This window comes from Stenotrophomonas sp. YJH_SMC_123 (assembly GCF_059368215.1).
Genome location: NZ_JCAFRM010000002.1, coordinates 346,309 through 359,067, shown reverse-complemented (window position 1 = coordinate 359,067; position 12,759 = coordinate 346,309). Strand labels below are relative to the sequence as shown.

General features: G+C 65.7%; 19 protein-coding genes. 1 reads left to right on the top strand and 18 read right to left on the bottom strand.

The window, feature by feature from the left end; all coding sequences use genetic code 11:
* Positions 1 to 52: 52 nt before the first annotated feature.
* The 18 genes from AC5P5W_RS06550 to AC5P5W_RS06465 all read right to left on the bottom strand — a co-directional run bounded on the left by AC5P5W_RS06550 (position 53) and on the right by AC5P5W_RS06465 (position 11,838).
* Positions 53 to 2,380, bottom strand: coding sequence for a hypothetical protein (locus AC5P5W_RS06550; RefSeq protein WP_495220964.1), 2,328 nt, complete (start codon positions 2,378 to 2,380; stop codon positions 53 to 55).
* Between the two features lie 51 nt (positions 2,381 to 2,431).
* Positions 2,432 to 4,072, bottom strand: coding sequence for a hypothetical protein (locus tag AC5P5W_RS06545; protein WP_262089033.1), 1,641 nt, complete (start codon positions 4,070 to 4,072; stop codon positions 2,432 to 2,434).
* Complete coding sequence (locus tag AC5P5W_RS06540; protein WP_495220962.1) at positions 4,065 to 4,538, bottom strand: DUF2280 domain-containing protein; 474 nt, start codon at positions 4,536 to 4,538, stop codon at positions 4,065 to 4,067. The genes AC5P5W_RS06545 and AC5P5W_RS06540 overlap by 8 nt, the downstream gene beginning before the upstream one ends.
* Before the next feature lie 30 nt (positions 4,539 to 4,568).
* Entirely contained in the window at positions 4,569 to 5,153 is a 585-nt protein-coding gene (locus AC5P5W_RS06535; protein WP_495220960.1) for a putative metallopeptidase, read from the bottom strand.
* A gap of 29 nt (positions 5,154 to 5,182) precedes the next feature.
* Positions 5,183 to 5,386, bottom strand: a complete 204-nt coding sequence (locus AC5P5W_RS06530) for a hypothetical protein (protein WP_495220959.1) — start codon at positions 5,384 to 5,386, stop codon at positions 5,183 to 5,185.
* 163 nt (positions 5,387 to 5,549) lie between these two features.
* On the bottom strand, positions 5,550 to 5,990 hold the full coding sequence (locus AC5P5W_RS06525) for a hypothetical protein (protein ID WP_197644312.1): 441 nt from the start codon (positions 5,988 to 5,990) through the stop codon (positions 5,550 to 5,552).
* 35 nt (positions 5,991 to 6,025) lie between these two features.
* Positions 6,026 to 6,226: a hypothetical protein gene (locus tag AC5P5W_RS06520; protein WP_495220958.1), complete on the bottom strand. Its 201-nt coding sequence runs from the start codon at positions 6,224 to 6,226 to the stop codon at positions 6,026 to 6,028.
* Positions 6,223 to 6,561: a PDDEXK family nuclease gene (locus AC5P5W_RS06515; protein ID WP_111203443.1), complete on the bottom strand. Its 339-nt coding sequence runs from the start codon at positions 6,559 to 6,561 to the stop codon at positions 6,223 to 6,225. Before AC5P5W_RS06515 ends, AC5P5W_RS06520 begins: the two co-directional genes overlap by 4 nt.
* On the bottom strand, positions 6,558 to 6,860 hold the full coding sequence (locus tag AC5P5W_RS06510) for a nuclease domain-containing protein (protein WP_100449749.1): 303 nt from the start codon (positions 6,858 to 6,860) through the stop codon (positions 6,558 to 6,560). The genes AC5P5W_RS06515 and AC5P5W_RS06510 overlap by 4 nt, the downstream gene beginning before the upstream one ends.
* On the bottom strand, positions 6,857 to 7,000 hold the full coding sequence (locus AC5P5W_RS06505) for a hypothetical protein (RefSeq protein ID WP_478429768.1): 144 nt from the start codon (positions 6,998 to 7,000) through the stop codon (positions 6,857 to 6,859). The genes AC5P5W_RS06510 and AC5P5W_RS06505 overlap by 4 nt, the downstream gene beginning before the upstream one ends.
* Positions 6,993 to 7,298: a hypothetical protein gene (locus AC5P5W_RS06500; RefSeq protein ID WP_495220956.1), complete on the bottom strand. Its 306-nt coding sequence runs from the start codon at positions 7,296 to 7,298 to the stop codon at positions 6,993 to 6,995. The genes AC5P5W_RS06505 and AC5P5W_RS06500 overlap by 8 nt, the downstream gene beginning before the upstream one ends.
* Complete coding sequence (locus AC5P5W_RS06495; RefSeq protein ID WP_495220954.1) at positions 7,298 to 7,771, bottom strand: recombination protein NinB; 474 nt, start codon at positions 7,769 to 7,771, stop codon at positions 7,298 to 7,300. The genes AC5P5W_RS06500 and AC5P5W_RS06495 overlap by 1 nt, the downstream gene beginning before the upstream one ends.
* A gap of 432 nt (positions 7,772 to 8,203) precedes the next feature.
* A complete protein-coding gene (locus AC5P5W_RS06490) occupies positions 8,204 to 8,647 on the bottom strand; it encodes a hypothetical protein (RefSeq protein WP_180884075.1) in 444 nt (147 codons plus the stop codon).
* On the bottom strand, positions 8,644 to 8,823 hold the full coding sequence (locus AC5P5W_RS06485) for a hypothetical protein (protein WP_032127469.1): 180 nt from the start codon (positions 8,821 to 8,823) through the stop codon (positions 8,644 to 8,646). Before AC5P5W_RS06485 ends, AC5P5W_RS06490 begins: the two co-directional genes overlap by 4 nt.
* Entirely contained in the window at positions 8,823 to 10,094 is a 1,272-nt protein-coding gene (locus tag AC5P5W_RS06480; RefSeq protein WP_111144175.1) for a replicative DNA helicase, read from the bottom strand. The genes AC5P5W_RS06485 and AC5P5W_RS06480 overlap by 1 nt, the downstream gene beginning before the upstream one ends.
* Positions 10,091 to 10,825, bottom strand: a complete 735-nt coding sequence (locus AC5P5W_RS06475) for a hypothetical protein (protein ID WP_495220953.1) — start codon at positions 10,823 to 10,825, stop codon at positions 10,091 to 10,093. Before AC5P5W_RS06475 ends, AC5P5W_RS06480 begins: the two co-directional genes overlap by 4 nt.
* A gap of 18 nt (positions 10,826 to 10,843) precedes the next feature.
* Positions 10,844 to 11,350, bottom strand: coding sequence for a hypothetical protein (locus AC5P5W_RS06470; RefSeq protein ID WP_049404198.1), 507 nt, complete (start codon positions 11,348 to 11,350; stop codon positions 10,844 to 10,846).
* Positions 11,351 to 11,601: 251 nt separating this feature from the next.
* Complete coding sequence (locus AC5P5W_RS06465) at positions 11,602 to 11,838, bottom strand: transcriptional regulator (protein WP_087803047.1); 237 nt, start codon at positions 11,836 to 11,838, stop codon at positions 11,602 to 11,604.
* An 83-nt stretch (positions 11,839 to 11,921) separates the two neighbouring features.
* Between AC5P5W_RS06465 and AC5P5W_RS06460 the strand changes: the two genes are divergently transcribed.
* The gene (locus AC5P5W_RS06460) at positions 11,922 to 12,644 is read left to right on the top strand and encodes a LexA family transcriptional regulator (protein ID WP_495220952.1); all 723 of its coding nucleotides are present in this window, start codon (positions 11,922 to 11,924) and stop codon (positions 12,642 to 12,644) included.
* Positions 12,645 to 12,759: the final 115 nt, after the last annotated feature.

Below are 12,759 nucleotides of genomic sequence, written 5' to 3'. Positions count from 1 at the left end.
AATACCCGCCAGATGGCGAGCGTCAGTGGGTGGTAGCGCATCTCAGTTCCTATCAGGCTGCTGCGAGGGGATCGGCGGCAGGTGCGCCACCGGGAGGCGCGGGCGGAACAGGCGGCTGCTGGCCGGCGTTCCCACCCTGCGGAGGCGGCGCGCTCCCCGGCACCGCCTGAGCGGGCAGCGCCGGTTGAGTACCGTCGTTCTGTGGGATGAGCTGGTCGATGTCGAAGCGCTCGCCGCTGCGCTCGGCGGTCAGGCGCATCAGCTGCTCCAGCGCGTCGGCGATCGCGTCGGGCGACGCGCCTCGCAGCTGGCCGATCTGGGTAATGCCGGTCTGCAGCAGCGGCAGCAGGTTGGCCCACGACTGGCGCTCCATCGCGGTGTTCGGCTTACCCGACGAACCGGCGCGGATCTCGATGCGCACGAACTCGGCCAGGTCATCCGGCCCCATGTAGGGCGGCCAGAATGCGGTCGGACCAGCGATAAAGCGCACGTCCTCGTCGGTCAGGTAGACGCGGGCGATCTGGCAGGTGTATTCGGCCAGCTCGCTCAGGACCGATTCCATGTTGTCGCGGCGGCTGCTGCTGCGCGCTTGGAAGCCCTGCTGCTGGATGTCCGCCTCGGTGGCGGTCTTGGCCGTGTTGATGGAGCCCGTCAGCGCCTCCTGCACGCCCCAGATGCGCTCCAGCTCGGCCAGGATGCGCGTGCGGTCGTAAACCGCCGGGTCCATCGGCGGGTAGGTGATCGGCACCAGCAGCGTGCGCAGGTCTGCGTTCGGCTGGGTCAGTTTGAGCGGAACCATCTCGCCGGTGTCCGCCTTGGCGAGCTTGTCAGCCTCTTCTGCCTCCATCGCGCCTGCGTGGAACGCCGTCTTGGGCTTGATGCGGCGGCGGTGTTCAGTCTCGGCCGAGCCGATGCGGTTGTACTCGTCCATGAGCTTGGTCGAACGGCTGACCAGGCTCTGCGGGTGGCGCTGGCCGTCCACTTCGGACGTGCAGATCACGAAATACGGGTAAAACCGGGTCGTGGCTGGCGGGTTGAAGGCGGGCTTGACCCAGAACGGGACGCCGGTGATCGCGGTCAGGACGGTGTTGCTCTCCGCGTCCCAGATCTCGATGCGGCGCACGTAGCACCCATTGGCGCCGCCGTCGGTGTTCGTGGTGTAGGCATCGGCCTCCTCAGCCGTGGCCGCGTTGCCGGTCAAGCCGACGCTCTCGTTCTTGCCCATGCACGGCTTGCGCGGTGCGTAGCGCACGGCCTTGCGCAGGATGTTCTCGGCGTTGCCGTCCTTGTCGAACTGCGCCAGGTACGGACCATGCTCGGCCAGCGCGTCCTCATAGGACGGATATGAGATCTCGGCGTTCCAGGGCGCATCGACGTGGTTGGCGATGGTGAAGCCCGGTGCCACCTGGAAGTTCTCGCCGGCCACGTTGTCGATCGCGTAGCCGCGGGCGACCACGCGCTCGGCCCCGTTCCGGATGGCGGCCAGCTGGCGCTCCAGGTCGGCGATCTTGGCCTCCTCGTTGTTCCCGAACACGCCCTTGACCGTGTCCCACGCACGGGCGCCATAGCCGGCGGTGCCATCCTCCAGCTCCTTCTGCAGCGCCTTGGCCCGGGCAATGTTCTGCTGCAGGTCGTTGATCGCGGTCTGCGTCTCGGGCGAGATCTCGGTGCGCTCCTGCCATGTCGCCTTCAGCACGCCGGGGCCGATGGTGAGCGACGATCGGACCCACGGACGGCCGCGGCGCTTCAGCTGCGCGTCCTTCCACATCTGGGTGCCGACGGCCTCCAGCGTCTCGGCGAACTGCTTCATCTCCCGCGAGCGCTTGGCGTATTGCTTGCGCAGCTTCAGGACCTCGTCAGCCACCAGCTTCTCCACCACGCCGGTGGCCAGGTAGCTCTCCTGCGCCTGCTGGCCCTGCTCGAAGGCCTGTTCCGGTGGCACACCCATGGCCGTTTGCTGCACGGCAATCTGCCGGCCGACCTCCATCGCGTCCTGCTCGGCCTGCTGGTGGATATTCCCCATCACGACCATGTCGGACTCGATGATGTCCCGCAACTGCTCAGGCGTCGGCATGCGGTGCGCCGGGCCGGGAGAAACGTCGAAGTCCGGGTTGCGGGCGTAAAGGAACGCCTCCTGGATGTCGATGTAGGTGCCGATCAGGTTGGCGTCGACCAGGAAGCCGGAATCGCCGCGCGCCTGGCGCCGGTCCTTCACATACTGCTGCCTGGCGTCCTTGTCGAACTCGCGGGCCTCCTCGAAGCGGGCCATCCAGCGCTTCACGTCGGCCTGCATGCGGCTGATCTGCTTGGCGCGCGCCGGATCGGGATCAGCGGCGGCCGCGATCCCGGTTTCGAGTGCTGCGATGGGTTGGTCTGCCATGGTCGGGCCGGTGTGCGAACTGGCCCCAAGGTGCCCGAGCTGCCGGAGGCATCAACGGTAGTAGCGCTCCCGCTCTTCTTCGTCGCCTCGGTCGGCGCGCTCCCTTGCTGCATACCAGGGATCGGTGAACGGCTTGGGCGCCTTGCGCTTGGCCACGGCCGGCTTAGAGGCTGGCACCATGTCGGCGATGCCGCGGCCCAGCAGGCCACACACGTCCACGCCATCATCGAACCGGGCGCGCGGGAAGTTGACCAGCATATCCACAAGCCGCTTCACCAGCGCATTGCCGCGCGGGAAGCGCACCCTGCCCTCCTGCACCAAGGCCCGGAACGCCTGGACCTTGGCCACCTTGTCGCCGATGTGGGGCAAGTACTCGTAGTTGGCGAACATGTTGTCCTCCTTCTGCAGGAGGCGCCTCACCGGCTTGACCGCGTTCTCTTGGCCGCCGACCTCGCCGAACCACCACAGGGGCTTGTGTTGCTTGATCAGCGACAGCTGTGCCGCGACGCTCTTGTCGAGCTCGACCTGCTGCGCCCACCAATCCACGATCCACAGCACGCTAAGGCCGTCGGGCCTGGAACTGCCATCGTCCAAGCCCACCACGCCATGCTCTGTGTAGTCGGGCTCGGACTTCTTCTCCAGGTCCCGTTCGGTGACCGCGAAGTCGCTGGCGCCGTACTTCTTCAGCCGCGCCGGCAGTTCCTCCGGGTCATACCAGAGGTCATCGAAGTCGCTCATGTTGAACTGGTTGCCCGATTCCGCCTTGGGCCGCCCCTGGTACAGGCTGGCCCAGGTGCGCGCCTTCGCCTTGTACTGCGCCCAGTGTTCGGCCGAGAACCACTCCGGCCACAGGTATTCGCCGATCTTGCGGCCCAGCGGGTCGTCGGCGCGGTCAGCCTGCGCGGGGATGCACAGCACCTCCCACACCTGGCCGTCGCGGCACTGGATCGGCCCGGACTCGCCGTCCCAGTCTTCCGGCAGGATCGAGCCGGCCAGGTCCTCCGGGTGCCAGCGGGTCTGGATCAGGATGATGGACGCGCCCGGCTTCAGGCGGGTCAGCAGGTCGTCGTCGTAGGCCGCGCGGGTGCTGGCCTGGATTGTCGGGCTGTCGGCCTCGGCGCGGCCGGCCACCGGGTCATCGATGATCAGCGCATCAGCACGAGCCGAGGTCACGCCGCCCAGGATGCCGGCGGCCAGCAGGCCCGAGTCATTGGTCAACTCCCACTCGTCCACCGCAGCGCTGCCATCGCGCAGCATGGTCGGCCGCTCCCATATCGAGGCGTACTCGGGGCTGGCGCAGATTGCGCGGCAGCGCTTGGACGATCGATAGGCCGGCTTGGCCGCGTAACTGGTGCTGATCACCTTGAAGCCGGGCCACTTACCCATGGCCCACGGCGGGGCGACGACGCCGGCGTAGGTGGACTTGGCCGAGCCAGGCGGCATGAACACCATGAGCCGGCCCATGGGCTTGCGCAGGCACTCCTCCACCTTGTCCAGCAGCAGCTCGTGGTGCTGGGCCAGCGGAAGGCGCTCGGCATCGCCGCACACCCAGCTGCTGGGGTCGTCGTCCACCGGTGCGCCGGGGATCGGGATCGACAGCGCGAAGGCCTTCAGGGACTCGCGAGACCGGCGGCGGCGCAGCAGCTCAGCCGCAGCGGAAGCTGGACTCAGCTTGGCGCGGCCGTCAGCCACCGGCGGCGCCCTTGCCAGACGCGATAGCCAGCAGTTCGGCCTCTGTCATCTCTGTTGCCTTGCGCAGGTCAACGCCGCCCGAATGCTCGATCTCGCGCCGATTCGTGTACGCGCCGCCCGTCTCCTTCGCTGCCTGCTCCAGCAGCTGGGCTGCCAGGGCCATGTTCTTCATGCTCTCGGCCTTGGCGGCCATGCGGTCCAAGGCTCGCAACCGGAATGCCCGGTTGGCGATAGGGATGTTGACCGTCTCCTCCTTAAACCGCGCCCGCGACTCGTGGAACAGGGTCACCCACTTGGCGCCAAGATCACGCCCGGCGAACTTCGTGGGGTCGTGGGTCTCGGCCTGCTGCCGGCTGATCTCCACGCCGTATTGGGCCTTGACGGCCTCGACCACCTGCGAAGGCGTATCGAAGCAGGCCAGAGACTGGACGATGAAGGCTTTGATATCGGAACTCAGCGCTGCCATTGCGGCTCACCTGTCATAAGGGGTCGCAGATCAGGAGGCGCGCTGGAGGCACGTCCCACAGGCGTGAGCCACATCAGCCGCAGCCACTTCCGGAGCGCTGCTGGCGGCTTTCACCATCTGCTGTACTTGGGCGCTCGGGCCATACCGGCGGACGACGCCCACGAACTCCTCAACGTCGTGGCCGCGCATCTCCAGCGCTGGGAGGCCGTCCTTGCCGAACTTGGGCGCCCCGAACGAATCCTTGGCCTGGGCGATGTGGTACAGCTCGTGTTCGATCAGGGCGCAGAACTCGGCATCGCTGCACTGGCTGCAGTAGTCGGCCGCCAAGGTGATGACGAACGACGGCACCCGGCCGAACCAGTCGACCATCTGCCGCTCCATCCGGCCCCGCTTCCATCCGCCGGCCATGAACATGACCTGCTCGGCCTGGCCGATGACCGCCCGCCCCTGCTTGGTGAACGTGGTCTCCGCCCACAGCACCCCGATGTCAGCGTCCTGCAGGTGGTAGTGGTCCGGGTTGGTCAGCGCGCCATCCTCGGACAGGATCTGCTCGCATACCCACGCCCATACCGCCTCGGACGGGACGAACCGCGCCCATGGGCGTTCGAAGTCCACCGACAGCAAGTCAGCTGGCGGCATGGGCCTCAACTGGCCACCTCCGCCTGCAGCCGCACCTGCCCCTGCCGGGTGATGCCGAAGCGCTCGTTCTGCTCTTGCGCGTAGCCGTGGCTCACCAGCGAGTCCAGCAGCGAGTCGCCGCCGCGGTGGTGGTCTCGCCACTCCTGCCGGGTCAGGCTGAACTGGCTGGCCAGGTGCTGCAGGCCCTGCGTGATCGGGTCCAGATTCACGACAGGGCCTCCTCGGTCCCACGGGCGATGAGTGACACGGCACCGGCGTGGCAACCGGTACCGCCGCCGCAACGCGGCAACCCGCTCCCTCGGCGCTGGCTGTTACCCACCTGCCAGCTGGGGCTACCGATACCTGCCTCGGTAGAGGGCCGCATGTACGCGGTCACGCGGCGCGCCCAGACAGGTCGAACAGGTCGAGCTGCACGGGCATGGGCCGCTTCCGTGGCACCGGCGTAGCGATGCCCAGATGCTCCAGCATGTCCTCCAGCACGTTCGCGAAGGCCTCGGCGGTCACACGGGGAAAGCTGTACTTGCCCACCAACCACGGCCAGTACGGAGACTTCTCGCCCTTGCGGGCCATCTCCACGGCCACCGGCTTGTCCTCGGCCAGGACGAACGCCTGCGAGGTCTCCGGGTTGATCAGTAGGAAGCTGGCTACCGTGCATCCGCGCTGGTTCTCTGCGATTCGTGGAAGGATGGCGTTTAGGGCATCTGCCGGGTTGGTCGGGTCGACCACGCAGACCACGCGCGGCTTCCAGACCTGCCGGAACGGAACACCCTCAGTTGTACCGGTGCGGCGCGGAGCTTCAACGGATGCGGCCATGTTTCGACCTCCGGTGCGGGGTTGGGATACCTGGCTCATGGGCGTGCCTTCCTGCGGTTGATCTCGCGGCGCATCAGCTGCGCCTCGGTCTTGAACGCGCGGGCCTCGTGCAGCACCTCGCGCACGTCGTAGCCCTGCCGGTGGAGGCTGAAGATCTCGTCGGCCAGGGCATGGTCGATCCGGGCGACGATCTCCAGCTCCGGCGTCGTGTATTGGCTGAAGGTGGGAATGCTCAAAACTCCTCCCTGAGCCAGCCACCGCCGCGGTTCTTCGCGACGGCCTTGAATGCGATGAACCGGAACGGGTACTGGCCTGCGGCCACCTTGATCTTCACGCGAGCGTCGTCGGTCCAGAACCCTTTGACCTCGTGCATCTCCATGACACCGTCGCCGCTCATGACCGCGAAGTCCGGGGTGTAGAACGTGTTGTCGGCCAGGCGCAGCTTCACGCCCTCAAACCGGTACCACTCCACGTCTCCGGTTGTCCGCAGGCGCTCCAGGTGCTGGGCGTAGGCCTGCTCGGTCTTGTTCATCTGGCCGGCCGGCATGCGGCCACGGGCGAAGCGGGTCATGCGCGCACCCGCAGGTAGCCCTGCTGCCACAGCTGCAACATGGTCAGGTCGTGGGCCCGCTGCCAGATCTCGGCCTTCTCCTCGCGGGTGAAGCGCTTCCCCTGGTCGAGCTCGCGGTGGCAGCTCCGGCAGCCGCTGGCGAAGAAGCAGTCGTGCGCCTTGATGCTGCCGCCCTTGCCGTGTCGGGACTGGTTGCTATGGCACGGCTCGCCCGGGCCGCCTTCGCACACCCCTTCGATCTGCAGGGTGCAGTTGAGCTGGTAGGCAAGGTCCAGCAAAGCGCGGTCGCGGTAGTTCATGCGTTGCCCTCCCCATCGTCAGAGAACCAGACAATGAGCAGGCCAAACACACCGCAGACCGCGTTCACCAAGCTTGGCGCATTCCCACAGCAGCCGATCACCACCAGCGCCCAGCCAGCAACGAACTGCTTACTAGCCATTGCGGGCCTCCATTTCCTCACTTTGAATGACCGCATCAATCACGTCTTCGGCAAGCCCGAACACGCCGCGTGCGAGCAGGTATTGCTCCCTGCTGCACGTTTTCAGCCAGCGGAACCGCTTGGCATCCTGCAATTCCTCCACCGGCACCAGAACGTAGCCCTCGGGCGGCGTGAGGGCGGCAATCTCTGCGACCAGCGCCTTACCGAACTCTCGGCCAACCCGCAGCTCTCCTTCAAACCCTCCGGACTGCAGCAGTTGAGCCAGTTGGTCCAGCGCCCGCTTCTCGATGGCGTCCATCACGCTGCCCTCCTGTTGGTCGGCGCGAACTGCGCCAGTCGTTCCACCGCGCTGTCCGACCAGCGCACCCGGTCCGAGAACTCGGCGTGGATGAAGGTGAGGAAGTCGCCCATCTTTCGGCGGCTGTACTTGCTGGTCCGGGCGCCGAGCATCACTGTCTGGCCGCGCAGGCCTTGCGCCTGACGCGTCTCCATCTCGAACGCAGCCGTTAGAACTGCCTTCCATGACTCTGGTGACATCAGGCCAACGGTCCACATCCCGCTTGCATCGGTGTGCGGCCATTCCACCTGGCGCGAGATATCAGTCAGCGCCGGCCACATCGCCGCGTTCTGGTCCAGCGTCCGCTTCGGCTCGTCCAGGGTGATCTGCACCGGGCCGCCTTTGAGCCATTCGTTGATGGCGCGCACGACGTTGGAGATCACCTGCGGCCAGTTGCTGTTGTTCGGCGGGTCGATCAGGAAGGTGCGCTTCATGGCCACTCCTCATCCTTATCGGCGAGCATTTGCTGGTATAGCCCAACCGGCACAACCAAAAGCACATGACCCTCTGGCGGCGTACAAGCGGCACGCAACCGACGAATCTCGGTCAGACAATCGGCTAGGACCAAGTCAGGGTCAGTCTGGTCCGCAGGGACCCGCATTGGGCCTTGCCCCGACGTGATCCGCTCGATTGCTAAGGCAATCCTCGCTTCGATTTCGGTCACAGCTTCCTCCTCCACCGCATGCATCGGTTGCAGTAGACGTTCCCGCCTCCGCAATGGCCGCACTTCGGTTCCTCAAAATAGAACTCGGTGCAGTCGCCGCAGAATCGCGTCCAGCACCAGATCAGCCAGTACCAAGTTCCCTCCACGCAGCGTGGGAACCACAGGAACTGACGCTTGTATTCAGGTCGAGGCAATCCCCACTTCATCCCTCCACCTCCGGCGGAGCGGGCAGCGGCATCCACCACTGATATGGAGCATGATCCTTCGGAACGCGGCTCCCCGGTGGCGCCACTGCCTGCGCATGCTCCACCAGGTTGGCGTGATTCACCCACATCCCATCCTCGATGTAGTCGAACTCGTGGCGCTCCGGATTTTCTGTGTCCTCATCGTCAAGCCAGCAGACCACCACCAGCTCGTCAGCGGGCGCCGACTCAATAGGCTGCCACTGCGGGGCGCGGGTGTTCCATGCTTGCACCGTGTCCGGGTCATAGCCAGGGCAGCTGGATATTCCTTCGCACTCACATTCAGTGCAATGCGCCTTTTGCCACTCCACGATGGCGTGGCTCCACAGATCCTCGTCCTGCCACTTTCTGATTCCGGCCTCGCCGCCACAGAACGGACACGCCTTCAATTCGATCTCGCTCATCCCCGCTTCCTCCTGATCTGCTCGTCTCGTTCGTCGTAGCCGGCCAGCCATGCCCGGCGCAGCGCCAGTCCGTCCTCGCCCATGGCGTAGAGCGGGACCGAATTCCGGTCCTTGTGTGCGTCGCGCATCCACCGGCCGGTCTGGCGGGCGCGTTCCAGTTCGTATGCGGGGACCATCAGAATTCCCTCCCCAGGTCGGCGAAGCGCATGGTTTCGCTGAGGAAGGCGACCTTCTTGAATCCGGTCGGCCCATGGCGGTTTTTCTCGATCAGGATCTCGGCTATGCCGCGGTCCTGCGTCTCGCGGTTGTAGACCTCGTCCCGGTACAGCATCAGGATCTGATCGGCCTCGCGGGTCAGCTCGTCGCTGTTGGCAAGGTCGCCGGCCGTGGGGCGCTTGTCCCCTACCCGTTGGTCGACGCCCTTCACCACCTGCGCCAGCGCGACGACCGGGATCTGCAGGTCACGCGCGAGGTTCTTCATCCCGCGCGCCACCTGCGAAACCTCGGTGATGCGGTCCGCGCGCGGCACAGTGATGCGCTGGGCATAGTCGATGAACAGGCAGCCTATACCGTGGGTGTGCTTCCACTTCCGGGCGATACCGACGAGCTCGTCCAGCGTCACGGCCGAGCGGTCGTAGATCCACATGTCGCGCGCGATGGCCTGGCCCATGCTCGACTGCAGCCGGCCCCAATCCTCGTCCTCAAGCTGCCCACTGCGCAGGCGAGAGGCGGCAACGGACGACACCAGCGACAGGCGGCGCAGGGCCAACTGCACGGCCGGCTGCTCGGCACTGATGACGCCAGGGCGCTTGCCGGCGTCCGCCGCGGCTTCGATCAGTCCGCCGAGGAACGCTGTCTTGCCCATGGCAGGCCGGCCGCCAATGATCGTCAGGTCGCTGTCGTGCCAACCGCCCAGGATTTCGTCCAGTGCGGCCAAGCCGGTTGGGATTCCCGGCAGACGACCGCCGGATGCGTGGTTACGCTCAACCTCGCGCCATGCCTGCTGCAGAGCCTGCTTGCCGGTGTACTCGCACGCAGTCACCACGGCGTTGAGCGCCAGCAGCCGGCCGGCGGCCACGTCGACCGCGTCCTCCTCGCCAGCACGGGCGGCGGACACCAACTGCAGGCCAACGGCCACGGCCTCACGGCGGCGCCAGTTCTCGCGGACGATCTCGGCATAGGCCAGCGCGGCCGAGGCGCTCGGGACCGTGGATGCGAGGTGGACGGCATAGTCGAAGTCCTCCGGGGAAGCCTCGCCGATCGTCACGGTGTCTGCGTCTTCGCCGGCCAGCACGCGATCGCGGATCAGTCCGAAAATCCGAGCGCGCTGCGGGCTGGTGAAGTGGTCCGCACCGATCAGCGGTGCCACGTCGTGGAAACGCTCGTTCTGCAGCAGCAGCCCGCCGATCACGGCCTCCTCGGCGAAGGCTGGGGCAACGTTGCTCACAGCGCCCTCCTTCCGCCGCCAGCCTGCTGCGGCTGGGTCAGCTGCAGCACCTGCGCCGGCGCTCGCTCAGTCGCCCGGCTCAGCCAGCCGTTGATGAACTTCGGCGTGCCGCGCCGCGTCTTGCGGTTCTGCGGGTTGGCCACCGCCCACGCCCTGGCCTTGCGGATCTCGCCCACCACGTCGATCCGCGGGTAGGCGGCACGAAACTCGGCCAGCTCGGCATCGGTCACGGCGTACTCGGAACCGTCGGCCAGCGGGATCGCCAGAACCTCCCCTTGCATCCCCTCCGGAGTAGAAACAGGAACAGGAGCAGGAACAGGAGAGTTTCCTAACGGTTTGGAAACCGTTTCGGAAACTCCGATCGATGCGAGGATTTCATCCTTGAAAGCGAGCGAGTCAGGCAGAGCCTGGGCAAGCTTGGCGATCGACTTCTGCTGGTTCGGATTGTCCGGGCGGTTCCACTTCACGAACTTGACGATCCAGACGACCTTCGTCGCGCGGTCGTACTTCACGAACCCGGCTTCCGAAAGGGTTTCCAAACCGTTCTGGAACCGTTCCGAATTCCAGCCAAGATCCTCACAGGCATAGGCATCGGGCAGCCGGAATGCACCCAGCATCGTCGTGTGCTGGCTCGTCATCAGGTAGATCGCCAGCAGGCGAGCATCGGACTCAAGCCCCAGCATCGTCTCGCTGGCCCAGAACCCGGTGTGGATCTTTCCGTAGTCGCGCATTACGCCGCTCCCAGCAGGTCAGGCTGCGGCGTAGCCGTGCGCCGGGCTTCCGCCCTGGCCTGCTCGGCCGCGCATCGGGACAGGTGCGCGACGATCTCCTCGCGCGTCATAGGCGGGCTGGACTCGATGACCCGGATGCACTCGTCCAGTCGCTGCAGCAGCTCGCGGTTCTTCATTGGCGGACCTCATCAGGTCGGCCAGGCGCTCGACCTCGCAGATGCCGTCCAGAGCGGCCTGCAGGTTGAGGAACTGGCGCAGGAGGTTGGAGCCGGTCGCGGCGCACAGCGGGCCGACCAGCTTCTCGGGGATCGGGCGGACGCCGTTCTGCATCCGCGAGATGTAGGACTTCGACTTGCCGATGCAGGCCGCCACGTATTCCAGCTTGTGGTGGCCAGCGCGGATCATCACGGCCAGCGCATGCGCCGCCGATTCGATCTGCCGGACGATCTGGGATGGCGCATCCTTCGGGGCGTGGTGTACGCCGAATGCGAGGGGGAGAGCCTTTTGGTTGCCAGGGGTTGCCATGCGTTGCCTATCGTTGCCAAGCCCTCTCGGGCGGAATAAAGGCCCAACCCACAACGGATTGAGCCAAGTGAATTCAGAGGTGACGCGGTCGAGCGATGTCGTTGAACTGGTGCCGGTTGCCGGCCGGCTGTTCGTGCTGAGGCGCTACGGGGATCGGGTGCGAATCACTCAGGTGGAGCGAAAGAACCCGCCTGCTCCCGGCAGCGGCACCGTGGTGCCCTTCCCTGCCCGGGGTCGGTGAGGTGGTCATGTCAGGCGGCAGCGCGCCGGCGGCGGGGAGCGAACAGGTCGGGCCGGAGATCGCTGCGGCTGACCAACTTCCGGGTTGCCTTTTCGATCTGGACCGCACGATCGGCGGTGATCGAGGTGTCCCCGCTCTCCCACTGGGAGACCAGGCTCTGGGTTGCGGGGGAGCCCGACTTGGTCAGCAGCGCGGCGAACGCCGCCTGAGACAGGCCCTTCTCTTTTCGGTAGGTGGGGATGTCCATGGCGCAAAGATAAGTGCCACTGATATTGCAGTCAATAGTGGCACTGCTGGCAAAGTGTGAACGTATTAATTAGCGTCCCTCATATGGAGACGGCACGAAAAGCTAAGCCCACCAAGCGCGATGAGGCCGCAGCCGCCAAGCTGAAGGCTGAGTGGTCTGTGCGCGCAAGGAGGCTGGGGCTGACCCAAGAGAAGATGGCAGACGAACTGGGAATCACCCAGGGCGCCGTGAGCCAGTACCTCAATGGGCGGATCCCCATGAACTACAGGACGCTAAAGGCTTTCAGCGCGGCCCTCGGCATCGAGGACACGGACATCCGCGACGATCTGCCCGAGCAGCAGTACAACTCCCCTGCCCCATCGGACGACGACTACACGGATGTGACCGGCTACTCCCAGGCTGCCGGGCTAGGCGCCGGCGCTGAGGCTGAGGAGTATGCCGAGACGCACAGCCTCAAGTTCAAGAAGACCAGCCTGCGCCGCCGAGGCATCTACAACCGCCCCTTGGCGATCTACTACGGCAAGGGCGATTCCATGGAGCCGACCATCGAGGATGGCGACGCCATCATGTTCGACACTTCAGATACACGAGTGGTGGACGGTGCGCTGTACGTAATCCAGGTCGATGGCATGGCCAGGCCCGAATACTTCGTGAAGCGCGCGATGCTGCTGGACGGTGCCGTGTTCTTCACCAGCGACAACCCAAAGGGTGACCATCACTGGCAGAAGCCAAAGAGGATGGACTCGAAGCGGGAACCGATCACGGTCGTAGGCCGTGTGCATTGGATTGGTGGATGGGCCGATTAAGCATGACTGACGCAGATAGCAAGACAACGGACCTCCGCTACATTAGCGGCGAAGACTTCTACAGATACGTTCGGGCTAAGGAAATCAATGACGCCTGCCTGAGATGTGGCAAGAA

What these genes read in the sequence shown, in the direction of transcription:
- AC5P5W_RS06490 (WP_180884075.1), bottom strand. Translation starts at nt 8,647, where the DNA reads ATGAGCGAGATCGAATTGAAGGCGTGTCCGTTCTGTGGCGGCGAGGCC.
- AC5P5W_RS06525 (WP_197644312.1), bottom strand. Translation starts at nt 5,990, where the DNA reads ATGGCCGCATCCGTTGAAGCTCCGCGCCGCACCGGTACAACTGAGGGT.
- AC5P5W_RS06465 (WP_087803047.1), bottom strand. Translation starts at nt 11,838, where the DNA reads ATGGACATCCCCACCTACCGAAAAGAGAAGGGCCTGTCTCAGGCGGCG.
- AC5P5W_RS06515 (WP_111203443.1), bottom strand. Translation starts at nt 6,561, where the DNA reads ATGACCCGCTTCGCCCGTGGCCGCATGCCGGCCGGCCAGATGAACAAG.
- AC5P5W_RS06505 (WP_478429768.1), bottom strand. Translation starts at nt 7,000, where the DNA reads ATGGCTAGTAAGCAGTTCGTTGCTGGCTGGGCGCTGGTGGTGATCGGC.
- AC5P5W_RS06460 (WP_495220952.1), top strand. Translation starts at nt 11,922, where the DNA reads ATGGAGACGGCACGAAAAGCTAAGCCCACCAAGCGCGATGAGGCCGCA.
- AC5P5W_RS06495 (WP_495220954.1), bottom strand. Translation starts at nt 7,771, where the DNA reads ATGAAGCGCACCTTCCTGATCGACCCGCCGAACAACAGCAACTGGCCG.
- AC5P5W_RS06510 (WP_100449749.1), bottom strand. Translation starts at nt 6,860, where the DNA reads ATGAACTACCGCGACCGCGCTTTGCTGGACCTTGCCTACCAGCTCAAC.
- AC5P5W_RS06475 (WP_495220953.1), bottom strand. Translation starts at nt 10,825, where the DNA reads ATGCGCGACTACGGAAAGATCCACACCGGGTTCTGGGCCAGCGAGACG.
- AC5P5W_RS06485 (WP_032127469.1), bottom strand. Translation starts at nt 8,823, where the DNA reads ATGGTCCCCGCATACGAACTGGAACGCGCCCGCCAGACCGGCCGGTGG.
- AC5P5W_RS06540 (WP_495220962.1), bottom strand. Translation starts at nt 4,538, where the DNA reads ATGGCAGCGCTGAGTTCCGATATCAAAGCCTTCATCGTCCAGTCTCTG.
- AC5P5W_RS06470 (WP_049404198.1), bottom strand. Translation starts at nt 11,350, where the DNA reads ATGGCAACCCCTGGCAACCAAAAGGCTCTCCCCCTCGCATTCGGCGTA.
- AC5P5W_RS06550 (WP_495220964.1), bottom strand. Translation starts at nt 2,380, where the DNA reads ATGGCAGACCAACCCATCGCAGCACTCGAAACCGGGATCGCGGCCGCC.
- AC5P5W_RS06500 (WP_495220956.1), bottom strand. Translation starts at nt 7,298, where the DNA reads ATGGACGCCATCGAGAAGCGGGCGCTGGACCAACTGGCTCAACTGCTG.